The organism is Thalassospira profundimaris (assembly GCF_003326675.1).
Taxonomy (GTDB): domain Bacteria; phylum Pseudomonadota; class Alphaproteobacteria; order Rhodospirillales; family Thalassospiraceae; genus Thalassospira; species Thalassospira aquimaris.
This window is the reverse complement of record NZ_JPWF01000020.1, coordinates 23,617-50,079: the sequence shown is the minus strand read 5'-3', so window position 1 is coordinate 50,079 and position 26,463 is coordinate 23,617. Positions and strand designations below refer to the sequence as shown.

25 protein-coding genes are annotated in these 26,463 nt (G+C 52.8%); 10 read left to right on the top strand and 15 right to left on the bottom strand.

Going from position 1 to position 26,463, the window contains the following annotated elements; genetic code table 11:
* Nucleotides 1-171: 171 nt before the first annotated feature.
* The 7 genes from TH19_RS20470 (at nt 172) to uvrA (ending at nt 9,286) form a co-directional block, all read left to right on the top strand.
* Nucleotides 172-1,053, top strand: a complete 882-nt coding sequence (locus TH19_RS20470; protein WP_114104216.1) for a glucosamine kinase nucleotide-binding domain-containing protein — start codon at nt 172-174, stop codon at nt 1,051-1,053.
* Nucleotides 1,050-1,811, top strand: coding sequence for a GntR family transcriptional regulator (locus TH19_RS20465; RefSeq protein ID WP_114104215.1), 762 nt, complete (start codon nt 1,050-1,052; stop codon nt 1,809-1,811). Before TH19_RS20470 ends, TH19_RS20465 begins: the two co-directional genes overlap by 4 nt.
* Before the next feature lie 45 nt (nt 1,812-1,856).
* Nucleotides 1,857-2,900, top strand: coding sequence for an SIS domain-containing protein (locus TH19_RS20460; protein ID WP_114104214.1), 1,044 nt, complete (start codon nt 1,857-1,859; stop codon nt 2,898-2,900).
* Nucleotides 2,900-4,036, top strand: coding sequence for an N-acetylglucosamine-6-phosphate deacetylase (gene nagA, locus TH19_RS20455; RefSeq protein ID WP_114104213.1), 1,137 nt, complete (start codon nt 2,900-2,902; stop codon nt 4,034-4,036). Before TH19_RS20460 ends, nagA begins: the two co-directional genes overlap by 1 nt.
* A 42-nt stretch (nt 4,037-4,078) precedes the next feature.
* The gene (locus tag TH19_RS20450) at nt 4,079-5,146 is read left to right on the top strand and encodes a Gfo/Idh/MocA family protein (protein ID WP_114104212.1); all 1,068 of its coding nucleotides are present in this window, start codon (nt 4,079-4,081) and stop codon (nt 5,144-5,146) included.
* Nucleotides 5,147-5,166: 20 nt separating this feature from the next.
* Nucleotides 5,167-6,246: a class II fructose-bisphosphate aldolase gene (gene fbaA, locus TH19_RS20445; protein ID WP_114104211.1), complete on the top strand. Its 1,080-nt coding sequence runs from the start codon at nt 5,167-5,169 to the stop codon at nt 6,244-6,246.
* A 211-nt stretch (nt 6,247-6,457) separates the two neighbouring features.
* Nucleotides 6,458-9,286 (top strand): excinuclease ABC subunit UvrA, encoded by a 2,829-nt coding sequence (uvrA, locus tag TH19_RS20440; RefSeq protein WP_114104210.1) that lies wholly within the window; start codon nt 6,458-6,460, stop codon nt 9,284-9,286.
* A gap of 40 nt (nt 9,287-9,326) precedes the next feature.
* Here uvrA and TH19_RS20435 read toward each other — a convergent pair whose 3' ends face one another.
* Nucleotides 9,327-10,295, bottom strand: a complete 969-nt coding sequence (locus TH19_RS20435) for a hypothetical protein (RefSeq protein WP_114104236.1) — start codon at nt 10,293-10,295, stop codon at nt 9,327-9,329.
* 196 nt (nt 10,296-10,491) lie between these two features.
* Between TH19_RS20435 and trmFO the strand changes: the two genes are divergently transcribed.
* Nucleotides 10,492-11,838 (top strand): methylenetetrahydrofolate--tRNA-(uracil(54)-C(5))-methyltransferase (FADH(2)-oxidizing) TrmFO, encoded by a 1,347-nt coding sequence (gene trmFO, locus TH19_RS20430; RefSeq protein WP_114104209.1) that lies wholly within the window; start codon nt 10,492-10,494, stop codon nt 11,836-11,838.
* Between the two features lie 61 nt (nt 11,839-11,899).
* Here the strand turns inward: trmFO and TH19_RS20425 are convergent, their stop codons facing one another.
* The 3 genes from TH19_RS20425 to TH19_RS20415 all read right to left on the bottom strand — a co-directional run bounded on the left by TH19_RS20425 (nt 11,900) and on the right by TH19_RS20415 (nt 14,654).
* Nucleotides 11,900-12,481: a hypothetical protein gene (locus tag TH19_RS20425; protein ID WP_114104208.1), complete on the bottom strand. Its 582-nt coding sequence runs from the start codon at nt 12,479-12,481 to the stop codon at nt 11,900-11,902.
* A 149-nt stretch (nt 12,482-12,630) separates the two neighbouring features.
* Nucleotides 12,631-13,476, bottom strand: a complete 846-nt coding sequence (locus TH19_RS20420; protein WP_114104207.1) for a phytoene/squalene synthase family protein — start codon at nt 13,474-13,476, stop codon at nt 12,631-12,633.
* Nucleotides 13,477-13,481: 5 nt separating this feature from the next.
* The gene (locus TH19_RS20415; protein WP_114104206.1) at nt 13,482-14,654 is read right to left on the bottom strand and encodes a mechanosensitive ion channel family protein; all 1,173 of its coding nucleotides are present in this window, start codon (nt 14,652-14,654) and stop codon (nt 13,482-13,484) included.
* A gap of 108 nt (nt 14,655-14,762) precedes the next feature.
* On the opposite strand from TH19_RS20415, the gene TH19_RS20410 reads away from it, so the two are divergent.
* Nucleotides 14,763-16,124: an NAD(P)-binding protein gene (locus tag TH19_RS20410; RefSeq protein ID WP_114104205.1), complete on the top strand. Its 1,362-nt coding sequence runs from the start codon at nt 14,763-14,765 to the stop codon at nt 16,122-16,124.
* Here the strand turns inward: TH19_RS20410 and TH19_RS20405 are convergent.
* The 4 genes from TH19_RS20405 to yajC all read right to left on the bottom strand — a co-directional run bounded on the left by TH19_RS20405 (nt 16,121) and on the right by yajC (nt 19,673).
* Entirely contained in the window at nt 16,121-16,501 is a 381-nt protein-coding gene (locus TH19_RS20405; protein ID WP_114104204.1) for an Mth938-like domain-containing protein, read from the bottom strand. The genes TH19_RS20410 and TH19_RS20405 overlap by 4 nt on opposite strands.
* Nucleotides 16,502-16,625: 124 nt before the next feature.
* Nucleotides 16,626-17,555 carry a protein translocase subunit SecF gene (gene secF / locus TH19_RS20400; RefSeq protein WP_114104203.1) on the bottom strand — a complete coding sequence of 310 codons (930 nt, stop codon included), beginning with the start codon at nt 17,553-17,555 and terminating at the stop codon, nt 16,626-16,628.
* A 19-nt stretch (nt 17,556-17,574) separates the two neighbouring features.
* Nucleotides 17,575-19,149, bottom strand: coding sequence for a protein translocase subunit SecD (secD, locus tag TH19_RS20395; protein WP_114104235.1), 1,575 nt, complete (start codon nt 19,147-19,149; stop codon nt 17,575-17,577).
* A gap of 143 nt (nt 19,150-19,292) precedes the next feature.
* Nucleotides 19,293-19,673, bottom strand: coding sequence for a preprotein translocase subunit YajC (gene yajC, locus TH19_RS20390; protein WP_114104202.1), 381 nt, complete (start codon nt 19,671-19,673; stop codon nt 19,293-19,295).
* Between the two features lie 231 nt (nt 19,674-19,904).
* Here yajC and TH19_RS20385 point away from each other — a divergent pair, with 231 nt between their 5' ends.
* On the top strand, nt 19,905-20,768 hold the full coding sequence (locus TH19_RS20385) for an ATP-binding protein (RefSeq protein ID WP_114104201.1): 864 nt from the start codon (nt 19,905-19,907) through the stop codon (nt 20,766-20,768).
* 67 nt (nt 20,769-20,835) lie between these two features.
* Here the strand turns inward: TH19_RS20385 and TH19_RS20380 are convergent, their stop codons facing one another.
* The 7 genes from TH19_RS20380 to tatA all read right to left on the bottom strand — a co-directional run bounded on the left by TH19_RS20380 (nt 20,836) and on the right by tatA (nt 26,394).
* Nucleotides 20,836-21,867, bottom strand: a complete 1,032-nt coding sequence (locus TH19_RS20380) for a peptidoglycan DD-metalloendopeptidase family protein (protein WP_258548060.1) — start codon at nt 21,865-21,867, stop codon at nt 20,836-20,838.
* 92 nt (nt 21,868-21,959) lie between these two features.
* Nucleotides 21,960-22,598: a protein-L-isoaspartate(D-aspartate) O-methyltransferase gene (locus TH19_RS20375; protein ID WP_404969493.1), complete on the bottom strand. Its 639-nt coding sequence runs from the start codon at nt 22,596-22,598 to the stop codon at nt 21,960-21,962.
* Between the two features lie 11 nt (nt 22,599-22,609).
* Complete coding sequence (gene surE / locus TH19_RS20370; RefSeq protein WP_114104234.1) at nt 22,610-23,377, bottom strand: 5'/3'-nucleotidase SurE; 768 nt, start codon at nt 23,375-23,377, stop codon at nt 22,610-22,612.
* Nucleotides 23,378-23,389: 12 nt separating this feature from the next.
* Nucleotides 23,390-24,664 (bottom strand): serine--tRNA ligase, encoded by a 1,275-nt coding sequence (gene serS, locus TH19_RS20365; RefSeq protein WP_114104198.1) that lies wholly within the window; start codon nt 24,662-24,664, stop codon nt 23,390-23,392.
* A 100-nt stretch (nt 24,665-24,764) separates the two neighbouring features.
* A complete protein-coding gene (gene tatC / locus TH19_RS20360; protein WP_114104197.1) occupies nt 24,765-25,733 on the bottom strand; it encodes a twin-arginine translocase subunit TatC in 969 nt (322 codons plus the stop codon).
* 2 nt (nt 25,734-25,735) lie between these two features.
* Nucleotides 25,736-26,128, bottom strand: coding sequence for a Sec-independent protein translocase protein TatB (tatB, locus tag TH19_RS20355; protein ID WP_114104196.1), 393 nt, complete (start codon nt 26,126-26,128; stop codon nt 25,736-25,738).
* 35 nt (nt 26,129-26,163) lie between these two features.
* Complete coding sequence (tatA, locus tag TH19_RS20350; RefSeq protein WP_068519123.1) at nt 26,164-26,394, bottom strand: twin-arginine translocase TatA/TatE family subunit; 231 nt, start codon at nt 26,392-26,394, stop codon at nt 26,164-26,166.
* Nucleotides 26,395-26,463 lie beyond the last annotated feature (69 nt).

Genomic DNA, 26,463 nt, shown 5'->3' with positions numbered 1-26,463 from the left:
TATAAAACAATTAATTATGCGACTGTAAGTATCTGACGCTACATGGAGTGCGTAGATATACTGACTCCAACTTCAGACCACTTCGCTCTATAGTGGATTTATATTGGTATTGATTTTTAAGATACCACTCTGTTATGCTCCGGGCATAAACGGGAAGGCAGTTGCTCTGAAATGAAAAACGAACGGCTTTATCTTGGTGTTGATGGCGGCGGAACGCGTTGCCGTGTGCGGATTGCAAATGCGTCCGGCAAAGTGCTGGGTGAAGCGGTCGGTGGCGGTGCCAATACACGTCTTGGTGTCGACCACGTTTTCACTGAAATCATTTCTGTCGCATCTCTTGCACTTTCCAATGCCGGATTGGACGATTCGCATCTTGGAAACCTTCATGCTGGTCTGGGGTTGGCCGGACTTCCGCTGGAACGTGATCGAAAACTCGCACAATCCTATCCCCATCCATTTGCCAGCATCTGCTTTGCGACAGACGCCTATACCGCTTGTCTGGGCGCGCATGACGGTGAAAATGGTGCGATCCTGATTGTCGGCACAGGCACCTGCGGACAGGCCATCATGGATGACAAGGAACTCTCGGTGGCCGGTTGGGGTTTTGAGGTATCAGATCTGGGCAGTGGCGCGCGCATAGGCCGGAACGCCATCGAGACATCCCTGCTCGCCCATGACGGATTGGCGGAAAAAACCGACCTTACCGTGGCTGTGATGGAAAAGTTCGAAAATAATCCTGAAAACATTGTGGTTTTCGCCGAAAAAGCCCGCCCGTCGGATTATGGTGCATTTTGCCCACTTGTTTTCGAGGCCGAGGAAACTGGTGATCAAACTGCAACCGCCATTGTGAATTTTGCCGTAAATGCAAATCTGACAATCTTGCGCAGGCTGGTTGCGTTCGGTGCCCCGCACCTGACCCTTATGGGGGGGCTTGCCGACCAAATGGCAAAACGCATGCCCGTTGATATCGCAAATTTGTTGGTGCCTGCCAAATATGACGCCATGCATGGCGCGATCCTGTTGGCCAAACAGCATGAAAGAGCAGCTGCATGATCGCCACAACGGACATCATCGAAAATCTGCGCACCCGGGATATTGAAAATTCCGGTAACGGCCCGCTTTATCGCCGCTTGCAGTCGGCTTTGAAATCCGTGATCGATGACGGCATTTTGCAGGTTGATGATGCCCTGCCCAGCGAACGCGATCTTGCCACCGAACTTGGTATTTCACGCGTCACTGTGCGCAATGCGATGCGGGCATTGGTCGAGGAAGGCGTTCTGGTTCAGCGCCATGGTGCGGGGACCTTTGTTGCCCCGCGCGTTGAACAGGCCCTGTCACGCCTGACATCCTTTACCGAAGATATGATTACACGCGGTATGGACCCGGGCGCCGTATGGCTGGAAAAGACATTGGGGCATGCATCGCCTGAAGAAGCCATGGCACTTAATTTGTCGCCCGGCACCGAAGTTACCCGCTTGCGCCGTCTGCGTACCGCAAACGACAAGCCGATGGCCCTTGAGTATGCGGTAATCCCGCGGGCCTTTCTGCCCAGCCCGGATGAAGTCGACAAATCGCTTTATGACGCGCTGGCCAAATACAACAAGAAACCCGAACGTGCCTTGCAGCGTCTTCGGGCTGAACTTTTTGACGGCGAAACAGCCAAAATTCTTGGTGTTCCGGATGGCAGTGCCGCGCTTTATATCGAGCGCCGCTCTTTTCTGGCCAATGGTACGCCGGTTGAATTCACCCGGTCCTATTACCGCGGTGACAGTTACGACTTTATTGCTGAAATGCAGGTGGATGCCCGCTGACTCTGTCAGTTTGGCCGTTCATTCATAACCTAGGGAACAGAGCAAATGACGACAAGTTGGCGCCCGAAAACGCAAATGGGCCGCGAATTGGCAGAAGCCCCGGAAGTTGTCGCAAAGCAACTTGCACATAATCAGGATGCAATTGCCAAGCTTGCCGAAGACCTGCGCAACAACCCGCCGAAATTCGTCGTCACATGTGGTCGTGGCAGCTCGGACCACGCAACGCTTTATGCCAAATACCTGATCGAAAGCCAGCTTGGCATTCCTGTTGTGTCCGCAGCACCATCAATCGTTTCGATTTACAATCGTTCTATCGCCTCCAAGGACGCGCTTTTCATTGCGGTATCACAGTCCGGGAAAAGCCCCGATCTGGTGAAGAATGCCGAAGCCGCCCGCGATGCGGGTGCGCGTACGGTCGCACTTGTCAATGTGGTGGACTCCCCGCTCGCTGATACGGTTGATCACGTGATCCCGCTTATGGCCGGCCCGGAAACCAGTGTTGCCGCCACCAAGTCCTATATCGCGACCTTGTCAGCGATTGCACAGATTGTCGGTGCCTGGACGCAGGATGATGCTTTTAACAAGGGTCTTGGCAATTTGCCGCAATCACTTGGCACCGCGCTTAATCAGGATTGGCTTGGCGCGTCGGACACGATTGCCAAGTCCAGCGGCCTTTATGTGATCGGACGCGGGCCGGCATTTGCGATTGCACAGGAGGCTGCCCTTAAATTCAAGGAAACCAGCAGCTTGCACGCCGAAGCTTTCAGCGCAGCTGAAGTCAAGCACGGCCCGATGGCGCTGGTAACGCCGACATTCCCGATGCTGGTCTTTTCCCAGCAGGATGCGTCACGCGATAGTGTTGAAGACTTCCTGACCGAAATGCGGGCGAAAACAGACAATCTGTTTGCCGCAGAGACGGGCTATGCCGATATCAAGGGTCACCTTCCGGTGGTCGAGGATATCCACCCGTTACTTGCACCGATCACCATGATCCAGACTTTCTACACGCTTGCGGAAAGTGTTGCCTTGGCGCGTGGTTGCAATCCGGATGCACCGCCGCACCTTTCGAAAGTGACGGAGACCCACTAATGACCAATTTTGCCATTACCAATGCCCGTGTTTTCGACGGGACTGAATTTCTCGACGGGAAAGCGGTCATTGTGCGTCATGGCAAAATTGATGCAGTTTGTGATGCAGATGCCCTGCCCGCTGATATCGATGTCATTGATGCCAAGGGCCAAATACTGGCCCCTGGCCTGATTGATGTTCAGGTCAATGGCGGCGGCGGGGTTCTGTTAAACGATCAGCCTGATATTGACGGTGTGCGTGCGATCATGGAAGCGCATCGGAAATTCGGCACGACGGCAATGCTGCCGACCCTGATCACTGATTATCGCGACAAGATGGAAGCCGCGATTAAAGGGGTTGGTGACGCCATCGACGCCGGCGTTCCCGGTATTGTCGGCATTCACCTTGAAGGTCCGTATCTGAATAAAGAACGCAAAGGCGTTCATTCCGCCGAAATCATCCGTCCGATGGAAGAAGACGCGATTGAACTTCTAACCCGTCTGTCGAATGGCAAGATCCTGGTCACCATGGCGCCTGAAAAAGCGGCCAAGGGCACCATTGCCAAACTTGCCGATAAAGGCGTTCTGGTTTGCGCCGGTCACACCGCTGGTACCTATAACGACGTTCAGGATGCCATTGGCGAAGGTATGCGGGGCTTTACCCATCTGTTTAACGCCATGAGCCCCCTGACCCATCGTGAGCCCGGTGTTGCTGGTGCGGCAATGGCCGATGACAATACCTGGTGCGGACTGATCGTTGATGGCTATCACGTCCATCCGGCGGCGGTGAAGATTGCTGTAACGGCCAAAGCCACCGGTAAAATCATGCTGGTGACGGATGCCATGCCCACAGTTGGTGCCGCTGACAAACGCTTTGTCCTGGGGGGCGAGGAGATCATTGCAACTGACGGTCGTTGCGCTTTGGCCGACGGGACACTTGCCGGGTCTGACCTTGATATGATCAGTGCGGTTAAAAACTGCGTTGAAATGATCGGTATCGAGCTTGGCGAAGCCCTTAGAATGGCATCCTTGTATCCGGCCGAGTTCATGAAACTCGACGACAAAATGGGGCGTATTGCACCGGGATATCAGGCCGATATCATCCTGTTTGATGACAGCTACCAAGTTACCCGCAACTGGATCAACGGCGCAGAATAACTAAAACAATCAATAATCTATCAGGTATTCAGGAGGCACAAAATGAAGCCGGTTCGTATTCTTGTTATTGGTCTTGGCAATATGGGCATGCCCCATGCAAAGGCCTATCACGCATTGGATGGATACGAAATCGTAGGCATTTGTGCCCGTTCCGAAATCCCGGTAGACAAGCTTCCTGATGGTTTTGCCGACTATCCGCAATTCACCGATTTTTATACGGCATTGGAGACAACCAAGCCGGATGCGGTGTCAATCAACACCTATACCGAAACACATGCCGATTTTGCCATCGCGGCGTTTGAATCCGGTGCGCATGTTTTTATCGAGAAGCCGCTTGCTGCCACTGTCGAGGATGCCGAGCGGGTTGTGGCCAGTGCCCGCAAACATGACCGCAAGCTTGTTATCGGTTACATCCTGCGTCATCACCCGTCCTGGGAAAAGTTCGTCGAAATTGCCAAGACCCTTGGCAAACCGCTTGTCATGCGCATGAACCTTAATCAGCAAAGCAGCGGTGCTTTCTGGGAAACCCACAAACGATTGCTTAACAGCGTATCGCCCATTGTTGATTGTGGCGTGCATTATCTTGATATCATGTGCCTGATGACGGGTGCCAAGCCGGTGTCGGTCAACGCAATTGGCGTGCGCCTGTCCGAAGACGTCGCACCGGACATGTATAACTACGGTCAATTACAGGTCCGCTTCGATGACGGGTCGGTTGGCTGGTACGAAGCCGGCTGGGGACCGATGATCAGTGAAACCGCCTTCTTTGTGAAGGATGTGATTGGTCCCAAAGGCTGCGTGTCGATTACCGATGTCGAAGAAAAAGGCGCCGGTTCGGCTGATATTGATACCCATACCAAAACGAATGCCTTGCGGTTGCATCATGCTGATACTGATCACAACGGTGAATTTACACGGATTGACGAGATCATCCGGACCGATGATGAACCCGATCACGATGGTCTTTGCCTTCGTGAACAGCAATTTTTCCTAAAGTCTATAACGGAAAATCTTGACCTGACGCAGCATATGGAAGATGCATTGGGCTCTTTGAGGATTGCCCTTGCCGCGGATCAGTCGGTTCGCACGGGGGCGCCTGTTTTACTCTGACCCCCAGGAGGAGTACCCACATGCCTTCCGTTAAACCCGGTGTTGTTACCGGTGCTGCCTACCGTGACCTTGTCGCTGCTTGTAAACAGGACGGTTACGCCCTTCCCGCTGTGAATATCACAACGTCAAGCACGTTGAACGCAGCTCTTGAAGCCGCTGCAAATGCCGGTTCTGACATCATCATTCAGCTTTCGAATGGTGGCGCGCAGTTCTTTGCTGGCAAGGGCATCAAGGACGCTGATGCAGCCCGTGTTGTTGGTGCTGTTTCGGCTGCCCGTCATGCGCAGCTTCTTGCTGAATATTATGGTGTTGCTGTTGTCATGCATACCGATCACGCGAACCGCAAGTTCGTTCCGTGGGTCGATGCAATGCTGAAATGGAGCGAAAAGGCCTATGCCGAAACCGGCCAGGCACTTTACAGCTCGCACATGCTTGATCTGTCCGAAGAATCGCTCGAAGACAACCTGTCGACCTGCGAAACCTTCCTGAAGCGCATGTCCGCCATCGAAATGAGTCTGGAAATCGAACTGGGCGTTACCGGTGGCGAAGAAGACGGTATTGGTCACGAGCTTGATACCTCAAGCGACGAGATCGATCCGCGCCTTTACACCCGTCCGGAAGAAGTTGAAGAAGCCTATCGTCGCCTTTCTCCGCTTGGCCATTTCTCGGTCGCAGCGGCATTTGGCAACGTTCACGGTGTCTACAAGCCGGGTAACGTAAAGCTGCGCCCGGAAATCCTTCTGGAAAGCCAGAAATTCGTTTCCGAGAAACATGGCCTTGGTGATCGTCCGCTGGACTTCGTGTTCCACGGCGGTTCCGGTTCGGAAAAAGAGAAAATCGAAGAAGCAGTCGGTTACGGCGTCTTCAAGATGAATATCGATACCGATACCCAGTTCGCATATTCCCGCCCGGTTGGCGAATATGTCGAAGCCAATGCACGTGCCTTCAAGTATCAGGTCGATCCGGAAACGGATAAACCGTACAAAAAGAACTATGACCCGCGCATGTGGGTTCGTGAAGCTGAACTTTCGATGGCAGCCCGCCTCGAAGAAGCGTTCAAGGATCTTGGTGCAACCGGTCGCTCGGTTACCAAAGGCTAAGCCAATTCAGGCTCGGCTGACCAATATGGTCACAGGAATCATGAAGCCCGCCGGACTTGTTCGGCGGGTTTTTTCGTGTCTCCATGCGGGCGGTCATTGTGAAATGACAGTCTCCTGACAAATACTGACAGGAACTGTCAGGGGTGTGCTTGCGTATAGCGTTGGCGTCCTCTATACACATTCCGAACAATTCAGGAACAAAAGGCCCGACATGCTGACGAAAATTTCGGTTCGCGGTGCGAAAGAACACAATCTCCAGAACATTGATGTCGAGTTACCGCGCGACTCTCTGGTGGTGATCACCGGCCTGTCGGGATCAGGTAAAAGTTCGCTGGCATTCGACACCATCTATGCCGAGGGTCAGCGTCGCTATGTCGAAAGTCTGTCGGCATATGCCCGTCAGTTCCTTGAACTGATGCAGAAGCCTGATGTCGAATATATCGATGGCTTGTCACCTGCCATCTCCATCGAACAGAAAACCACGTCACGCAACCCTCGTTCGACCGTGGGGACCGTAACCGAAATTTATGACTATATGCGTCTGCTTTGGGCTCGTATCGGCATCCCCTATTCGCCGGCCACTGGCCTTCCGATCGTCAGCCAGACTGTATCGCAGATGGTCGACCGTGTGATGGAGATGGAGGAAGGAACACGCCTTTACCTTCTGGCGCCAATCGTGCGCGGTCGTAAGGGTGAATATAAAAAGGAATTGCGTGATCTGCGGGCGCGTGGCTTCCAGCGCGTCAAGATTGACGGTGAGATGTATGACATTGACGATGCGCCGGACCTCAACAAGAAGCTGAAACACGACATTTCGGTGGTTGTGGACCGTCTGATCGTTAAGGAAGGCATTTCCACCCGTCTGGCAGACAGCTTTGAAACGGCACTTGAACTGACCGATGGCATCGTCCTTACCGAAGATGCCAAATCCGGCGAAACCACCGTGTTCTCGGCCAAGTTCGCTTGCCCGGTTTCCGGTTTCACCATCGAAGAAATCGAACCGCGTCTGTTTTCATTCAACAACCCGTTTGGCGCCTGCCCGGCCTGTGACGGTCTGGGTACCCAGATGGAATTCGATCCGATGCTGGTCGTCCCGGATGAAAGCAAGACGCTGGAAGATGGTGCCGTCGCACCCTGGGCAAGCAGCACATCAAAATACTATCTTCAGACCCTGAAATCGGTCGCCAAGCATTTTGGTTTCAAAACCAATGTGGCTTGGGAAAAACTGTCGAAAAAGGCCCAGGACATCATCCTGCATGGTTCTGGCGAAGAAGAAGTCACGGTCACCTATGACGACGGATCACGCAGTTACAAGGTTTCGCGTCCGTTCGAAGGTGTAATTCCCAATATGGCGCGCCGTTGGCGTGAAACAGACAGCCAATGGGCACGCGATGAACTTTCGAAATATCAAATGGTGTCGCACTGCCCGACCTGTTCGGGTAAGCGCCTGAAACCAGAAGCATTGGCCGTAAAAGTTGACGGGAACGATATTTCGCAGATCACGGACCTGTCGATTGCTAAGGCCGGTGACTGGTTCGTCGGACTTGAAGACAAGCTGAACGAAAAAGAAACCGAGATCGCTCGCCGTATTCTGCGTGAAATCAATGACCGACTAAGGTTCCTGCGTGATGTCGGGCTTGATTATCTTTCGATGTCACGAACTTCTGGAACCCTTTCGGGTGGTGAAAGTCAGCGTATCCGTCTGGCATCACAGATCGGATCGGGCTTGACCGGCGTTCTTTATGTGCTTGATGAACCATCAATTGGCCTGCATCAGCGCGACAATGATCGCCTGCTTGAAACCCTGAAACGCTTGCGTGACTTGGGCAATACCGTATTGGTCGTCGAACATGATGAAGACGCCATTCGTGCGGCTGATTATGTAATCGACATGGGGCCGGGTGCCGGTATTCACGGTGGCCGGATTGTCGCCCAGGGAACACCAGAAGAAATTCAACAAAACCCGGAAAGCCTGACGGGCAAATATCTGGTCGGGATCGAACAGATTGCGGTTCCCAAGGAACGTCGCAAAGGTAATGGCAAGGCGATCACCATCAAGGGTGCCAGGGCCAACAACCTTCAGGGGATTGATGTCGACTTCCCATTGGGCAAGTTCATTTCCGTGACCGGCGTATCGGGTGGCGGTAAATCCAGTCTGGTCATCGAGACGCTTTACAAGGCGCTCGCGAAGCGGATGCATAACGCCCGTAACCATCCGGGTGCACATGATGCGATTACCGGTGTCGAGCTGATCGACAAGATTATCGATATTGATCAAAGCCCGATTGGCCGAACTCCGCGTTCGAACCCTGTCACCTACACCGGTGCCTTTACGCCAATCCGTGAATGGTTTGCACAGCTGCCAGAGGCCAAAACACGTGGCTACAAGCCCGGGCGTTTTTCGTTTAACGTCAAGGGCGGCCGTTGCGAGGCCTGTCAGGGGGATGGTGTCATCAAGATCGAGATGCACTTCCTGCCCGACGTCTATGTCACCTGTGATCAGTGCAAAGGCAAACGCTATAACCGCGAGACGTTGGAAATATCCTTTAAGGGAAAGTCGATATCCGACGTACTTGATATGACTGTTGAAGAAGGTGCCGAGTTCTTCAAGGCGGTTCCATCCATTCGTGACAAGATGGAGACGCTTAAACAGGTTGGCCTTTCCTATATCCATCTTGGCCAGCAGGCGACGACCCTGTCGGGCGGTGAAGCGCAGCGTGTGAAACTTGCCAAGGAACTGTCAAAACGGGCAACAGGCCGGACAATCTATATCCTGGATGAACCGACCACAGGTCTTCATTTCCATGATATCCGCAAGTTGCTAGAGGTCCTTCATACCCTTGTTGATCAAGGCAACACCGTGGTTGTGATTGAACATAATCTTGATGTGATCAAAACCGCTGACTGGATCATTGATATCGGACCGGAAGGTGGTGACGGCGGCGGGCAACTGGTCGGCACAGGCACGCCAGAGGCAATCATGGGGAATGATCGCAGCTATACCGGGAAGTATCTGAAACGCCATCTTGGTCTTGAATAAAACAAAGGGCAGCTTGCAAAGGCTGCCCTTCTTGTTTGGCCTACCCGTCACTGGTAAGCCGGTTTTCAACCTTTCTCACCAGTGCACTGCTAAGCCGCTCGCTAAACCCTGACAGGAAACCGAAAACCAGAACGATCGATAATTGCTGTCCGGCAACCGGGGAACTGCTGATCTGATCGAGATCATCAAGATTATGTAGTTCTTCAAGTGGAATGGGTAAAATGCCCGCACGCAATGCCAAAAGCACGATCAGCGCAAAGCAAAACCCCATGCATGGTCGGAACAGAAAATTGAAGAAGACCGATGATGGTTCCATTTCCGCCCAAGGCGTTTCCTTGCCCAAGCGCATCATCATGCTGGTCAATGCCCCGATTGCGCCAAAGCTGCCCACAAAGAAAAGAAGATCATAGCTGAATCCGAACAGTTTCCCGTTGCCTGCGCTGATGATGGTATCGATCTGAACAAACATCAAAACAGCGAAAATCAGGACAATCGGCGAAAGTGCCAAGGCAAAGGCCGCGATCCGCAGGCTGTTGTTAAATGCCCTACCGATTTGCCCGTCGGGTGATGACAAATCAGCGCGTTCCTTAATATTTTCATCAAGGTCATGCAAATACCCCTGAACAAATCCATCACGCCCCTGGTTCAATGCGAGAAGCATCAGGACTGCGTCGGATTTCTTTTTATCTGAAGCACCAGCATCAGTTGTCGTTGGCAAGCGCCACCAACGCAAGAAGGACCGCATGACTTGGGATGCGCGCCACCCTTGTCGGGTCGCAACCACGTACTCGATCATGCTTTCAATATCAGTCGGGGTGAATACACCATCAGAAAAGCCGCCGAACGGAAAACCGTGCCTGCGATCCCTGCCCTCTGTTGTATCCGGGGTATCGGTCCCATCATCGGACGGCTCGCAAACAACCTCGCGCAGGTGTCGCCGGCGCGGCACAAGACCGATTACCGGGCAATGGGTTGGGTCATAGCCATATGGGTGATGCGGGTAACTCATTTCATCCCCAGTTTCGCAGATGTTTGACACAACAAGTCTGGCATTTAAGACGCAATGGTCGTGGCTTTGTGAAATTATCATGCCGCCATGCGTGATCATGGTGACAGTATCGACGCAAATGACTTGAAATCCGCCCCAATGCACCGCTATGTGTGTGCCAAGTTTAAAAAGCATTCTTTGTGAGGAGTTCACAGACGTGGATACGGTCAAACCTGTTCATATTATCGGCGCCGGTCTGGCTGGCAGTGAAGCCGCCTGGCAACTGGCAGAGGCCGGTGTACCGGTGATCCTGCATGAAATGCGCCCTGTCCGACCAACCGACGCACACCATACCGATAAATGCGCCGAACTGGTCTGTTCGAACTCCTTCCGGTCCGATGACAAGGAATATAATGCCGTTGGCCTGATCCATGATGAAATGCGCCGTGCCGGATCAATCATCATGCGGTGTGCGGACGAACATAAAGTACCCGCTGGTGCGGCCTTGGCCGTTGACCGCGAAGGCTTTTCCCAGGCTGTTACCGACACGCTTGAAAACCATCCGCTGATTACGATGGAACGCGGCGAGATTGATGGTCTGCCGCCCCAGGAATGGGAAAACACAATCATCGCCACCGGCCCGCTGACATCCGGGGCGCTGGCCGAGGCCATTCGCACCGCAACCGGCGAAGCAAGCCTTGCCTTCTTTGATGCAATTGCACCGATTGTCTATAAGGAAAGCATCGATTTTGATAAAGCCTGGTTCCAGTCGCGCTATGACAAGGGCGATGGCAAGGATTACATCAACTGTCCGATGGATACCGATGAATATAACCGCTTCATCGATGCCCTGATCGAAGGTGAGAAAACCGAATTCAAGGAATGGGAAAAAGACACTCCCTACTTTGACGGTTGCCTGCCGATCGAAGTGATGGCCGAACGTGGCCGTGAAACTCTGCGCCATGGTCCGATGAAACCGGTCGGGTTGACCAACCCGCACAATCCGACTGTTAAGCCGCGCGCGATTGTTCAGCTGCGTCAGGACAATGCGCTTGGCACGCTTTACAACATGGTCGGCTTCCAGACCAAATTGAAATACGGTGCACAGATTGATGTGTTCCGCACCATTCCGGGACTGGAAAATGCCGAATTTGCCCGCTTGGGCGGCATTCACCGCAATACCTTCCTGAATTCTCCACGTTTGCTGGACCCGACCCTGCGACTTAAATCCCGCCCGGACTTGCGGTTTGCCGGTCAGATCACGGGATGCGAAGGGTATGTTGAAAGTGCGGCAGTCGGTTTGATGGTCGGGCGTTTCACCGCTGCAGAAAAAGCTGGAAAAGCCATTCCAACACCGCCTTTGGCAACCGCGATGGGGGCGCTTCTTAACCACATTACCGGTGGTGCGGATGAAAGCACATTCCAGCCGATGAACGTTAATTTCGGGCTGTTCCCGGATCTGGATTTGACCAAACGGGTCAAAGGTCGTGATCGCAAGAAGCTTTATTCTGATCGCGCTATTCCGCTCTTTGACGAGTGGCTCAATGCAATCAACGCTGCCTGATATGACAAAAGCCGCATCGTGTGATGCGGCTTTTTCTTTGGCTACCCAATATCTTGGATGATCAATAGGTTTTCTTCTGACGTGTCAGCTTTCCGGTGACATCGCGGATTTGTTCACCATCACGGAAACGGCTGAAAACCAGATCCATGTTGCCATCCTCATCAAGTTTGCGTTCGTAGACCTGCATTTCATACCCGCCCTCGTCGGTGATATAAAGCGCGTGAATGGTCAGGGTTTTGTCAACAATGCGTGCCCAGAAGAACGGTTCGCCCTTAAGCGGGTCATTGGGGATACGCTTGCCAAACAAACCGGAACGCATGGCACTGCCATAGATGTCGGGGCGTTCGGTCGTAAAGAATTCAATGCTGAGAGATACATTCTTTTCGCGACCGTCTTCCTTATGAATGACGGTGGCCCAATCCACCGTGAAACCGCGTTCGGTCTTTTCGATGGAGACGTCAAGATCACGGGCCTGCAGTTCATCCTCGGCATGTTCGATAGTGACACCATGATAGATGCCGACAAACGGATCGATGCTTGCGCAATGGCCAACAGAAGGCAATAGGACTACCAGTCCAAACAGCATCGCCAGCATCAGCTGGGGCAGCCGGGAAGTTCCTGATCTGGATTGCAGATATGCCATTCGAACCCTCATTCTGGGTGGCCAAACTGACGTTGCACCATGTAATCAACGCGTTATTCACGCTAACACGGACAGAACGACGCTGTCTTATCCTTTATCGTTAATGTAGATGATATTTTCGCAATATCCAGCCATCAGCCGCATTGACGTCAATAACGCTTCAAAAGGCCGTTGACGGTCAGGCGGAAACTTGCCGGGCGCGCCAGCCCGAAATCTGCTGAAAACGGATCAAATTCGGCCTTCTCAAGTTTGCGAAGATATCCATCGGCAAGAACAATTGGTAACACTGCCGCATGGGCGCGCTTTGGCAAAGCACGACGGTACTTGCGTGCGTCTTTGATCCGTTCGCGTGCGAGGACGGCAAGTTCACGTGTCAGGTTGCGGACTTCTTCCTTTTTACGGAACTCAAAGATATCACTCTGCGAAACATTGTGATGTTCCATGCGGTCCTTCGGCAAATAAAGGCGCTTTGCCCGTCCGTGAAACACCATGGCCCGCATGATCCCGACAAGGCCATAGGCATTGCCTGCAAGCCTTGCTGCATGTTCTGCGTCTTCGCCGCTTGCCCCCAGTACACGGGCGGCAAGGACGGCCACCTGCCCTGACGTTTGATCGATATAACGATCAAACTCGACCTGATCAGCAGGTTGGCGATCTTCAAGATCAAACTCACGGGCAGCAACAATGGCTTCGACATCTGCCACAGAAACCGATCCCGAATTGATCAGCTCGGCAAGTGGTTCGACAACTTCATGCTTGCGCACTTTACCGTCCGCAATTTCGGCAAGGGTATCGCGCCACCACTGCAATCGAATATGGCCAAGCATGATTTCGCTGACCATTTCGCGTGTTTTCGAAACTTCCTGGTTGAACGCATACAACGTAAACAGATCTTCGCGTTTTTCCGGTGCTGCAAACAAGGCGCACAAAAAGCGATCACGATCATGACGGCGCGTATAGTCGGCACAATGGGATAATTTGGGTGTATCAGTCATTCTGTTTATCCGATCTGACTTGCGGGCCGTTGATCGCTGTCTGTTCTTGAAGCTGGTTCAGGCATGGTTTCGACATAAAGCGATTGGGACGGGAACGCAAAGGCCGCCCCCTCTTCCTCGACAATGCGCTTGAATGCGATGATGTGCCGATTGCGAATTTCACGCCATGTAACCCAATCGGTTGTTTTGGTAAAGTAGTACAGATCGATATTGATTGAACTGGCTCCGAAATCCGAAAGATGAACCATCTGGGCTACATCCATCTGGGCCACATCATCATCGTCTTTCAGAAAGTCGCGCAGCCTTTCGACAATGCTTTCCAACTGTTTGGCAGTGGTGCGATATTCAAGCCCGATGACCATTTTGATCCGCCGATGTGTCATTCGCGACCAGTTGATCACCGGTGAATCGACGATTTGTGCATTTGGCATGGTAACCAGTGCCTTGGCAAAGGTACGAACTTTGGTCGCCCGCAGGCCGACAACTTCCACCGTGCCTTCAAAATGCGGCGTTTCGATCCAGTCCCCGCGCTTGTAAAGGTTGTCGGCAAAAATCGTCAGGCCGCCAAAGATATTGGCAACCGAATCCTTCGCGGCCAGCGCAACGGCCATCCCCGCGAGGCCGAGGCCACCAAGGAAGGCCGAAACATCAATTCCCCATCCTTCAAGGAAGATGACGACAGCGATCACAACAATCAGGGTTTTGACGCCACGAATGAAGAACTGCCGCAGATCGTCACCAAGGCCAGCCCCGAAGCGACCAATCAGGCTGTTAAGCGATACGCCAACCGGCTCCACGGCCCGAAAGAATGCCCAAAACACGCAAAATGACGCCGCAACCCGGATGATCTCGACCAAGGTTCGGTCAATGCCCGTCGGCAAGGCCAACAATTCAACTGCAAAATAAATCCCCAACAGCATGACAAGTGCCTGCAACGGCAGGGCAAAGGCATCAAGAACATTGGCAATCATGCCGCGTTCGTTTTGATGCGCAATTCGGCGCATGACCCCCAGCGCACCGCGTACAAGCACACGCTTGAAGATAAGAAAGACCAGCAACACAAGTGCTGCTCCGACCCACCGGCCGACATCTCCGCCACCGAGTAAATCGACCCAACTGTTCATGTGGTCAATGACTTCGTTGTTCAGGTTGTCCAGTTCGGTAGAAATTTCATCCATGACTTGTAAGATATTCTGCTGTTAAGGTTAATTTGTCAGACTAAAGAACACGATAACGTGCAAACCGGTATTTCCGGCCTTGTATAACAATTAAAGTGGCGCAGGCATATGGCATCCTTCACCTCTGGAAAACTACACGTTATTGGCGGCGGCCTGGCAGGTGCAGCCCTTGCTACGCAGATGGCCGAAGATGGCGTAGAGGTTGTTCTTTATGATGAAGGAGAGCCGTTCGAAAGCCGCTGGACCCGCGGCATGCAAACGGCACCTGAAAGCCACAAAACAGCAGAACCCGAAATCTTTTACGATCCCGAAGGACTGGTCGCGGACTTCTTTGCCCGCTGGCCTGAAATCCCGGCAAAACTGATACGTCCGGCCCACTGCGTCATGGGACTGAAGCGCGGCCGTCGCAAACCGGCGATCATCACCCTTGATCACGGCGTTTCGCGTGCGCTGATCGGGCGTCGCCTTGGTTTGCTTGCGCGTGCATATACGGCACTTGGCCTTTGGCAGCAACGATATGCCAATGACGAAAATCAGATCGAAGTTGCCTTGTCATCCGGTGACTTCGATAGTGACGAACAAGCCAACAAGCCGGGCACCTATCATCGTGACGCCCTTGCCGTGCTGGCCGAAGTTCTGTTTTCAATGCCGGCACATAGATGTTCGCGTAGTCTTTTGGCACGCGTATTGGTGCCCAAGCTGGGTAAGATGTTTTCGCGGTCGCACGAGCCGGTTTTTTCCGCGATTGATCCCATCATCTTAAATGACATCGCCCTTCCGGCATTACGGGAACGTTTTGTTGTCGCAGGTGGTCGCATTATGGCGCAAACCAAACTGGGCGATATCGACAGCACATCCGACTATGCAACCGATTTGCTGTTTAACGATGATATACAGGTCGAAGTCGGGCCGAACGATGCCATTGTTCTTGCACTGCATCCGCGCCCGCTATGTGATGCCGTACCCGATATCGGAATTCCACCGGCCCCTGCCCGCCGGCAAACTGTTGCCTACGAGCTGCGGCGGCCTTTTGCAGAACCCAGCTGTCTTTTTGTCAGTGATGACATCGTCAGAGCGATCTATTGCCATCGGCGGCACTTGCAGGTCAGTTTAAGCAGCAGCTTCCATCTGCCAACCGACGGAACAATTGACCAGATCGTTGATCGTGTTTGGCAACGTTGCGTCTGGCTGTGCAATCAGTATCTGAATGTCGATTTACAGGCCCGTTCGCAGAATATGAACGGTGCCGATCATCCCAAATTCAGTTTCATTGACGCAGAGGCCCCGTTCCCGGAATTCAGCCCCGGACATGTTACTTTGCGAAATCAGCTTAAAACGCCTTGGGCGAACCTGTTTTTGTGCGGGGATTCTTTTCCGGTCGACTATGCGCCTGGACCCGCGGCCCTATTTGCAAGCGTCAAACAAGTCCGCCAGCAGGTACAGTCATTCTTGCGCAAACAGGAACGTTAAATCGCAATCAGTGCCGCAGCGACACGGCGTGCTTCGGCAACCAGCACGTTGTAAGTCCGGCAGGCAGCGCCGGTATCCATCGGTTCGATCACGATACCATGTTGCTTCAAGGCATGACGCCATGCCAACGGAACTGGCGTTAACCGCGTGCCCATACCTAGTAGCAGGATTTCGATTTCGTCTGCTTTTTCAATCACGCGCGCGAATGAATCGACCGAGATATCGTCAAGTGATTTGACGTTCCATGAATAAATCGATTCCGGAAACAGCAGAACAGATCCATTCACCGTTTCCTCGCCAAACCGAAACAGGCCATCGCCATAGCTTGAGACCAGATTGCGACCTTCGGCAACAAGCGGACTGACTTCAAGTGACATGGTAAACCTCGTGACGGATTGATTGTTGGGTTTTGCCAACCGGCGGCAAAATCCAAAAGAAAAAGGCCGGGGCGTTTTCGCACATCCCCGGCCTTCTTGCAAATTCTAGATCAGAGATCTGTTATCAGGCTTTTGCTTCCTGACCTTCTTCGGCTTCCGGGATCTTGCGTTTCAGGCGCAAAACAACCAGCAACGGCGATGCCACGCAAATCGACGAATATGTGCCGATCACGATGCCAAAGATCAATGCCAGGGTGAAGCCACGGATTGCTTCGCCGCCAAAGGCAAACAACGCAATCAATGCCAGCAATGTCGTAAACGACGTCATGGTCGTACGTGACAGCGTCGAGTTGATCGACAGATCAAGAAGATCGGGAATTTCCATCTTGCGGAATTTGCGCAGATATTCGCGGATACGGTCAAACACAACAACCGTATCGTTGATGGAATAACCTGCAACCGTCAGAACCGCTGCCAAAGTTGCAAGGTCAAACTGAACGCCGGTGATGACAAAGAACCCGATGGTAATCACGACGTCATGCAACAATGCGACGACCGATGCCACTGCGAACTGCCATTCGAACCGGAACCAGATATAGACCATGATCAGCAACAGCGAAATCACGACCGAATAGACACCGGCTTCTTTAAGTTCGTCACCGACTTTCGGACCGACAAGCTCGCTACGGCGAATGGTTACATTCTCGCCAAGGGCGTCTGTAACCTTTGCCAAAGCAGCCATCTGCGCTTTTTCGTCACCATCCTGACGCTGCAACTGGATTAGAACATCATCGGCTGCACCGAATTCCTGGATTGAAACATCACCCAGGCCGAGGCTGCCGAGATTGTCACGCAACGCACTGATATCAGCCGGGCCGTCTGTTTTGATTTCAACAAGAATACCGCCACGGAAATCGATCCCGAAATTCAGTCCCTTGGAGAAGAATAAACCAGCCGATGCCAGAACCATCAGCAACGATACGATGTAGAAAAGATTCCGGAATTTGAGGAACGGGATGTTCACGTCATCCGGGATAAGATGTAAAGGTTTCATATCTTCCCTGTTCCCTTCCTCAAAGTACCAGCTCGGTCGGACGACTGCGTTTGACCCAGCCCGCAATCATAAGACGGGTCAGCCAGATCGCCGAGAACATCGATGTGACAATGCCAATCGCCAGCGTAACGGCAAAGCCCTTGATCGGGCCAGAGCCGAAGCTGAACAGGACCAGTGCCGCGATCAGGGTCGTGATGTTGGCATCAAGAATTGTCGACATCGCACTGCGGTAACCGGCATCAATCGCGTTGATGATTGATCGACCGTTACGCCGTTCTTCACGGATACGTTCAAAGATCAGAACGTTGGCATCAACGGCCATACCCACGGTCAGAACGATACCCGCGATACCTGGCAAGGTAAGGGTCGCCTGAAGAATGGACATGACTGCAACAACAAGAACAAGGTTCATCATCAGGGCAATGTCAGCATAAATGCCAAACCGGCCATAACTGATGACCATGAAGGCCACAACGAATACAAGGCCAAGAACCGCTGCAATTTCACCGGCCTCAACTGAATCCTGACCAAGTCCCGGACCAACAGACCGTTCTTCAAGGATCTGCATCGGCGCAGGCAACGCACCAGCGCGCAGCAACAGTGAAAGGTCGTTGGCTTCCTGAACGCTGAACTGGCCGGTAATGATACCGTTGCCACCAAGGATCGGTTCGTTGATGCGCGGAGCCGAAATCACTTCACCGTCCAGGACAATTGCAAGTCCACGGCCGGCATTCTTGCTGGTGATATCCCCGAAACGCGCACCACCGGCGGCATCAAAGCGGAACGAAACCACCGGGCGGCCGTCATTGAAGGTCGGCTGTGAATCAACAAGGTTGTCGCCAGACACCACAATACGACGGTCAATAAGATATTCCCGAATGCCTGCTGCCTGATCAGATGCGTCTGCGGATGGCAGGATCATGGTTCCGGGCGGCAAGCCGGTTGCACGTGCGTCTGCAGCCGTTTTCTCGTTATTCACGAGATGGAAGTTCATCTTTGCAGTACGGCCAAGGATCGCACGCAGGCGCGACGGATCATCAAGACCCGGCACCTGAACCACGATCCGGTTCTCGCCCTGGCGCTGAATTGACGGCTCGGTCGTGCCAAGTTCGTCAACGCGACGACGCACAACTTCAAGCGATTGCGCAATTGCGCGGTCAATCAGTTCCTTGCGGGCCACTGCATTATAAGTGACGTGGATATTGTTCCCCTCGCCACTCAGTTCGGTGTTGGGTTCGGCCGAACGCGAAATTTCACGGGCCTTTTCAACATCTTCCGGGCGAAGGATCGTGATATCTGCACCGTTGCTGGTCGCATCACGTGGACGGTTGCGAATTTGTTCTTTGCGCAGTTCCGTACGGATGCTGTCTGCCAGCGCGTCATAACGTTCACGCAAAACGCTGTCAGTATCAACTTCCAGCAGCATATGGGAACCGCCCCGCAGGTCCAAGCCAAGGTTAACCTGCTTGCCAGGCAAATAGCTTGCCTCTGTCGGGAACGTTCCTGCTGGCAGGAAGTTTGGTGCGGCGTAGAGTACGCCGAAAGCACACACCAGAAGGACCAGTGCTGCTTTCCATTTAGTAAAATAAAGCATGTGTTCTTTGACCGGATCTGTCTGGGTCAACCTTGGTCTGGTTCCAAGGTCATTGGAACAACGGATATTGAGTACCGCTTCAGGCCACCGGTAAAATGCAATAAGGCGGAGCCATAAGCCCCGCCTCACTTAGCGCGAAGAGATCAATCTTTCTTGGTCTCTTCTTCTTTTTCTTCTTCTTTGTCGTCTTTGGCGTCGTTTTTCGCCGGTTCGGTTTTGGACAGAACCGTTGAAACCATGCCGCGTGCGACTTTAACTTTTACGCCTTCAGCAATCTCGACCGAAAGCTCGTCATCACCAATAACCTTGGCAACGGTGCCGATCAGGCCACCCGCGGTAACGATTTTGTCGCCGCGACGGATAGCGCCGAGCATTGCTTTATGTTCTTTCTGCTTTTTCTGCTGAGGACGGATGAGCAGGAAATAGAAAACAACGAAAATCAGGATAAGCGGTGCGAATTGCATAAGTGCACCTGCACCGTCTGCTCCACCAGCGGCCTGAGCGTAAGCCGTCGAAATAAACATTAGGAACTCCTAATTCCTCAGAACAAAAAATATCAACTGCCGGAATATAACGGGGTACATCGCCAAAGCAAGGAAGAACCGGATATAAAGGGTGAAATTTGGCAAAGATGTGGTTTCGATCACCCCGCTGAAAATAGCTTGGAACGCAACAGGCTGTTCTTTTTCCTGCACGATATGCTAGTTTGCCGCCCATCAGTGTCACCAAGAACATCAAACATCCAAGAGGCTTCGATGAGTACGGATTTCGAAAAGCTGCTGCCCACACTTGAAAGAATTGCAACAGCACTCGAGCGCATGGCCCCACCTGCGCGAACTGAAAATGATCTGAGTGTTGCCGATGCCTTTGTCTGGCAGGCCGAAACAGGCTTCCTTCAGCCGGTGCGCAACGTAAACCGTATTGATATCGAATTGCTCCAGGGTATCGGGCAGCAAAAAGAAATCCTGTATAACAACACCAAACGGTTCGCCGATGGATTGCCTGCCAACAACGCCCTTTTGTGGGGCGCACGTGGTACCGGCAAAAGTTCTATCGTCAAGGCCATGCACGCCAAGATCAATGCAGAACGCCCGGCCGCCTTGGCGCTGGTGGAAATTCATCGCGAAGACATTCCAAGCCTGCCTGAATTGCTTCATATTCTGGAAAAAAGCGGCCGTCGCACGATCCTGTTCTGCGACGATCTGTCGTTTGATATGCAAGATGAAAGCTACAAGTCACTTAAAGCAGTGCTTGAAGGAGGTATCGAAGGTCGCCCGAAAAACGTCATTTTCTATGCTACCTCGAACCGTCGCCACTTGATGGCGCGTGACATGATCGAAAATGAACGTTCGACTGCTATCAACCCGTCCGAAGCCGTCGAGGAAAAAGTGTCGCTTTCTGATCGCTTCGGCCTGTGGCTTGGCTTCCACAATATTTCTCAGGACGTTTATTTCGAAATTATCGAAGGCTATGCCAAGGAGTTCGGTCTGGATATTCCGGTCGAGGAACTCCATGCCCGGGCGAAGGAATGGACCGTCACACGTGGCAGTCGTTCTGGCCGCGTGGCCTGGCAGTTCATTCAGGAAATTGCAGGCGAACTGGGCAAAACTCTGGACTGACCCGTCAGCCTTTGTTCGAGTTGGAAAAGACAAAACAAAACACCCGGATTTTCATCCGGGTGTTTTGTTATCTGGAAACCATCACACTTGGCAGATATTTCATGGGGTCGGATGACTTGCGTCCATTCCGGACTTCGAAATGAAGCTGTGGGAACGTCACAGCACCTGTCGTTCCGACACTTGAAATGCGTTGTCCCCTTGTTACAACATCTCCGCGCGCGACAAGCGGGTTTTCAGTATGCGCATATGCCGTCACAAAGTTGTCGGCATGCTTGATCAGGATCAGGTTGCCAAAGCCGCGCAATTCGTTGCCGACATATGTCACGACACCGTTTTCCGCTGCCAGAATTGGTGTGCCGCGATTGGCCTGAATATTGATACCGTCGTTAAACAGCCCACCTGTTCCTGCACCATATTTCAGAACAACCTTACCCTGAACCGGCCAGATGAACCCTTTGCGATCTGCCGGTTCGGCGATGGCGACATTCTTGCGAACATCACTGCCCTGCCCGGCAACCGGTGTTGGCTTGGTATCCGTGTTCCAGGTTTTGGTTGACGCAACTTCACGCTGCGCATTTTCAGCATAATCGCGCGGTTTGATGCCCGGGGTCGGAATATTGCCGCCTTCGCGCGGTGCTACGCGTGCAGTTTGCGTCGACGACGCTTTGGTCGTCGGTGATTTGCTGGTCTCGATTGGCACGCTGACAACTTGTCTTTGCCCACCGATGGTCACCGTCTTGGTTCTGTTGCCAGATGGCGCTGACGCAACTGTAGTTGGTGCAGAGCTGTCGTAATCAGCACTCCACGGCGGCAGAACCAAACGTTGCCCGGGATAAATTACATATGGTTTGCGCAAGTTGTTGCGTGATGCAAACTGACTGAAATCCGTGCGATAACGGTTTGCCAACTCTGAAACAGTGTCCCCCGGCTCGACCGTAATAACACGTTCGCCGTTCTTGAGTTTCGGCATGCTATAGGGACTGTAACTTGCCCCGTCACCATAGACGACCGGCACAGGAACAGAATTAAGCAAACAGCCGCTCAACGCCGCACTTGTGGCACACACAAGCAACAGTCGCCTTCCACGATCAACAGCCAATTTGACACAATTTTCCATCATGTTACCGATTGTCGACGATCAGCCGTTAACAATCGGTAAGCAGTCAATGGATTCTCAGGGGATTTTTTTGGCTAGAACTCTTCCGTTCCGGGCAGCATGGGAACGAAGCGTACCGGCATCAGCTCAGTGACTTCCACCCCGCTCGGGGTCCTAAGGACACGAAGCAACAGTTGCGTATGGGACACTTCACCAACCGGAACAACCATGATCCCGCCAACAGCAAGCTGATCAACCAGAACCGGCGGAACATCCTGTGCCGCGGCCGTGACGATAATTCGATCAAACGGCGCTTGCGTTTTCCATCCCAGACCACCATCAGCGTGCAACGTCGAAATGGTATGCAGGCCCAGTTCGCGAAACTGTTCTTCGGCCTGACGCAAAAGCGGTTTGTGCCGTTCAAGTGTGTAAACACGGCGCGCAAGTTTGGCCAGAATAGCAGCCTGGTAACCGGACCCCGTGCCGACCTCAAGAACCTTCATCCGGTCATTAAGCTCAAGTGCCTGGGTCATCAATGCCACGATATAGGGCTGCGATATTGTCTGCCCCTTGCTGATCGGCAAGGCGACATTTTCCCATGCGCGGTCGACAAAGGGATCAGCAACAAACGATTCGCGCGGGACGTCGGCCAAGGCACGCAAAACAGCTTCATCATGAATGCCATCGTGACGAAGTGTTTGAAGCAGATCTGCTATTTTGGACTCACGTGTGATGACCGGCTCGTTCACGGAAATGCCTTCGTCAGGTTGTCAAAAGTCTCGTAGTGGGTGAAATCAAGGCTGATCGGCGTAACCGATATGTTGCCCTGTTCAATCACCCTCAAATCAGATGCCGGGTCTTCGGGAAGTTCTGAAAGAATCGCGCCGATCCAATAATAGGGTTCTCCCCGCGGATCGTGGCGTTCGGCAATATGATCACCGATTTTACGCTGTCCCTGCTTGGAGATACGGACTTTTGCCCCGCCCGGTGCTTCGCGTTCCGGGAAATTCACATTGATCAGCACACCCTTGGGCCAGGTATTTTTGACCAAGGTTGCCGCAACATCCTTGAGATACTTTTCCGCGATTGTCCAATCGATCATGTCGCCGGAAAAATACTGGGAAAAGGCAATTGCCGGCACATTTAGCAATGTTGCTTCCATGGCGGCCGCCACTGTCCCGGAATAGGTCACGTCTTCGCCAAGGTTGCCACCACGATTGATCCCCGAAAGAACAATGTCAGGCGGTGTATCACGCATAATCTGTTGCAATCCCAACAGGATGCAATCAGTTGGCGTTCCGTCGACGGCGAAATGACGTTCATCGCGTTTGTGAATGCGCAATGGACGGCGCAGGGTCAAAGAATGCCCTGCACCGCTTTGTTCCATCGAGGGTGCAATCACCCAAACATCATCGGAGAACTCCCGCGCAAGACGTTCAAGCAGCTTGATCCCCGGTGCATCAATGCCGTCATCATTGCTGATCAGGATACGTGCGTTGGTCAGATCAATCATACCGGTCATGCCTTAGCGCGGAGAAATTACCTCGACGCCACCCATATAGGGTTTAAGCGCTTCGGGTACTCGAATTGAACCATCTGCCTGCTGATAGTTTTCCATCACCGCGATCAGGCAACGACCAACAGCAAGACCAGAACCGTTCAATGTATGAACAAACTGGGTTTTCTTGTCACCAGCCGCGCGATAACGCGCATTCATGCGACGCGCCTGGAAATCACGGGTGTTCGAGCAAGACGAAATTTCGCGGTAACGTCCCTGCCCTGGCAGCCATACTTCGATGTCATATGTCTTGCAGGCCGAGAAGCCAATGTCACCGGTGCACAGGATCACCGTACGATACGGCAGACCAAGGCGTTCCAGAACTGTCTCGGCACAGCGGGTTTTGCGGCTGAGTTCTTCGTCTGATTTCTCTGCTTCAACGACCGAGACCATTTCGACCTTGGAGAACTGGTGCTGGCGGATCATACCACGTGTATCACGGCCCGCAGACCCGGCTTCTGAACGAAAACACTGGGTCAGCGCCGTATAACGCAGCGGCAAGGTCGCCTGATCAACGATTTCGCCAGCCACCTGATTGGTCAGGGTGACTTCCGAGGTCGGAATCAGCCAGTAATCATTGGTGGTTTTGAAAGAATCCTCGGCAAATTTTGGCAACTGGCCGGTGCCATACATTGCGTCATCACGCACCAGCATCGGGGTGATGGTTTCTTCGTAACCATGTTCGTTGGTGTGAAGATCAAGCATGAATTGCGCAAGTGCACGTTCCAGCTTGGCCAAACCACCACGCAGAATGACAAATCTCGAACCCGACAGCTTGGCCGCGGTTTCAAAATCCATCATGCCAAGCTTTTCACCGATCTCGAAATGCTCAATCGGTTTGAAGTCAAATTCGCCCGGTGTTCCCCAGCGATTGACTTCGACATTGTCTTCTTCGTCAGCACCAACCGGCACTTCCGGATCAAGAATGTTCGGGAAAGACGACAGCAACAGATCAAGCTGATCGTTCAGGGCGGCCTGCCCGTCTTCGGCATCTTTGATCTTGTCCTTGAGGCTTCCCATTTCGGCCATCAGGTCATCAGCATTTTCGCCATTTTTGCGAAGCATGCCAATTTCACCGGAGATGTTTTTGCGGCGCGCCAGCATTTCCTGATGTTCCGTCATCAGCTTGCGGCGCTCAACGTCGATATCCATCAGACGTTCTGCGGTAATGTCCTGTTTGCGCGCAGCCATCGCTGCGTCAAAAGCCTCGGGGTTTTCCCGAATCCATTTAATGTCGTGCATCGAACAGCACCCTGTCAGTCAAATATTTGTGGCTTTATACGATGGGGTGAACACAAGGTCCACCCCATCAAATCGGACGTTTCGGGGGATGTAATTCCAACTAACGCGCGTTGTTGAAATCATCCTCGCCATCATCATTTGAGGACGGCCCGGAAAGTCGTGAGGTTTGCTTTTCCTCGGAAGAACCCGTCAGGGAAGATTGGCCATCATCATAGGATGCAGCCGCAGCTGCTTGGGCATCGACACTATCCCCGGATGCTTCATCCGCACTTTCGGAACTGTCTTCGTCTTCATCCTCGTCACTATCGTCATTATCCGCCGCCGCACGCTTCTTGCGCTCGGAAATACGGGCCATAACAATCGAAATTTCATAGAGGATAATAATCGGAATACCCAAACCGACCTGGGAAATCAGATCAGGCGGCGTCAGGATTGCCGCAAACACAAACGCAATAACAATTGCGTATTTGCGGCGACGCGCCAACCCGTCGGCGGTCACGATGCCGGCACGCGCCATCAACGTCAGCAATACTGGCAACTGGAAACACAGACCAAAGGCAAAGATCAGCTTCATCACCAAAGAAAGGTATTCACCCACCTTGGCCTCAAGCTGGATGGCCAGTCCGGAATCCCCCCCGGCATGTTCAAAGCTCAGGAAGAACTTCCAGGCCAGCGGCATGATGAAGTAATAAACCAGCGCCCCGCCCATCAGGAACAGGATCGGGGTCGCAAACAGGAACGGCAAGAATGCGGATCGTTCGTTCTTATAAAGGCCCGGGGCAACAAATGCCCAGATCTGTCCCAGAAACACAGGTGCCGAAACAAACAGCGCAGCAAAGAACGACACTTTGACATAGGTGAAGAACACCTCGGTCAGCGCCGTATAGATCATGCGGCGATCCGGCCCCATTTCGTTGGCCAATGGCCGCACGAGGAAGCCGTAGATATCCTCGACGAAATAATAGCAAACCGCAAAAGTAATAAACAAAGCAAGAACCGCCCAAGTCAGACGGTTCCTCAGTTCGATCAGATGCTCCATGATTGGCATCTGCTTGTCATGCGTTTGCATGTTCACGCCTGGCTCTCCGGGTGATCGTTCTTTTTGCTCTCGCCTGCATCTGATTTGGCTACGGGCTTGTCCGCATCACCTTTGGGGGCTGACTTGGTGTCCCCGGTGTTGGTGTTGCCCTCTTTTGCCTTGTCACTGCTTTTGGGAGCGCCAATGCTTTTTTCCAGGAAGTCGGAACCACTGGTCGGCGCGCTACTGACCTGCTTGCGCAGATCATCAAGCTCCGCCTCGCGGATGATGTCATCAATGCCGCTTTGGAATTCGCGCGCCATTCCACGCACTTTTTTCCAATAGCCCGCCAACTTGTACAAAAGATGTGGCAACTCCTTAGGCCCTACGACGAACAACGCGACGAGGGCCACAAGAGCCATTTCGGTCCAGCCGATATCAAACATTTGACACGCCTATCTGAAGGAAATCCGACAGACGATCAGGATTTCACGGAATCCTTGTCTTTGCTCTCGGAAGAAACCGATGCAGAGGTCGTGTTTTCGATGGTCTTGGCCGATGCGGCTGCATCTTCTTCTTTTTCGTTGATGCCCGCTTTGAAGCTCTTGATGCCTTTGCCCATGTCACCCATCACTTTCGGCAGTTTACCTGCACCAAAGATGATCAGGACGATCGCAAGGATCAGAACGATTTGCCAAACGCCAATACCCATAACTTCAATCTCCAAAAATCCATTCTGCCTTCCGGCGTTATGCACGGATAATGGCAGAAAGCCCCCCAC

Bases quoted from the DNA above. Each gene is read 5' to 3' on its own strand.
- surE (WP_114104234.1), bottom strand. From the start codon at position 23,377: ATGATTGATCTGACCAACGCACGTATCCTGATCAGCAATGATGACGGC.
- tatA (WP_068519123.1), bottom strand. From the start codon at position 26,394: ATGGGTATTGGCGTTTGGCAAATCGTTCTGATCCTTGCGATCGTCCTG.
- TH19_RS20385 (WP_114104201.1), top strand. From the start codon at position 19,905: ATGAGTACGGATTTCGAAAAGCTGCTGCCCACACTTGAAAGAATTGCA.
- secF (WP_114104203.1), bottom strand. From the start codon at position 17,555: ATGAAACCTTTACATCTTATCCCGGATGACGTGAACATCCCGTTCCTC.
- TH19_RS20435 (WP_114104236.1), bottom strand. From the start codon at position 10,295: ATGAGTTACCCGCATCACCCATATGGCTATGACCCAACCCATTGCCCG.
- TH19_RS20460 (WP_114104214.1), top strand. From the start codon at position 1,857: ATGACGACAAGTTGGCGCCCGAAAACGCAAATGGGCCGCGAATTGGCA.
- fbaA (WP_114104211.1), top strand. From the start codon at position 5,167: ATGCCTTCCGTTAAACCCGGTGTTGTTACCGGTGCTGCCTACCGTGAC.
- yajC (WP_114104202.1), bottom strand. From the start codon at position 19,673: ATGTTTATTTCGACGGCTTACGCTCAGGCCGCTGGTGGAGCAGACGGT.
- TH19_RS20405 (WP_114104204.1), bottom strand. From the start codon at position 16,501: ATGTCACTTGAAGTCAGTCCGCTTGTTGCCGAAGGTCGCAATCTGGTC.
- tatC (WP_114104197.1), bottom strand. From the start codon at position 25,733: ATGCAAACGCATGACAAGCAGATGCCAATCATGGAGCATCTGATCGAA.
- nagA (WP_114104213.1), top strand. From the start codon at position 2,900: ATGACCAATTTTGCCATTACCAATGCCCGTGTTTTCGACGGGACTGAA.
- uvrA (WP_114104210.1), top strand. From the start codon at position 6,458: ATGCTGACGAAAATTTCGGTTCGCGGTGCGAAAGAACACAATCTCCAG.
- TH19_RS20450 (WP_114104212.1), top strand. From the start codon at position 4,079: ATGAAGCCGGTTCGTATTCTTGTTATTGGTCTTGGCAATATGGGCATG.
- TH19_RS20415 (WP_114104206.1), bottom strand. From the start codon at position 14,654: ATGGATGAAATTTCTACCGAACTGGACAACCTGAACAACGAAGTCATT.
- tatB (WP_114104196.1), bottom strand. From the start codon at position 26,128: ATGTTTGATATCGGCTGGACCGAAATGGCTCTTGTGGCCCTCGTCGCG.
- serS (WP_114104198.1), bottom strand. From the start codon at position 24,664: ATGCACGACATTAAATGGATTCGGGAAAACCCCGAGGCTTTTGACGCA.
- TH19_RS20420 (WP_114104207.1), bottom strand. From the start codon at position 13,476: ATGACTGATACACCCAAATTATCCCATTGTGCCGACTATACGCGCCGT.
- TH19_RS20410 (WP_114104205.1), top strand. From the start codon at position 14,763: ATGGCATCCTTCACCTCTGGAAAACTACACGTTATTGGCGGCGGCCTG.
- TH19_RS20425 (WP_114104208.1), bottom strand. From the start codon at position 12,481: ATGGCATATCTGCAATCCAGATCAGGAACTTCCCGGCTGCCCCAGCTG.
- secD (WP_114104235.1), bottom strand. From the start codon at position 19,149: ATGCTTTATTTTACTAAATGGAAAGCAGCACTGGTCCTTCTGGTGTGT.
- TH19_RS20465 (WP_114104215.1), top strand. From the start codon at position 1,050: ATGATCGCCACAACGGACATCATCGAAAATCTGCGCACCCGGGATATT.
- TH19_RS20470 (WP_114104216.1), top strand. From the start codon at position 172: ATGAAAAACGAACGGCTTTATCTTGGTGTTGATGGCGGCGGAACGCGT.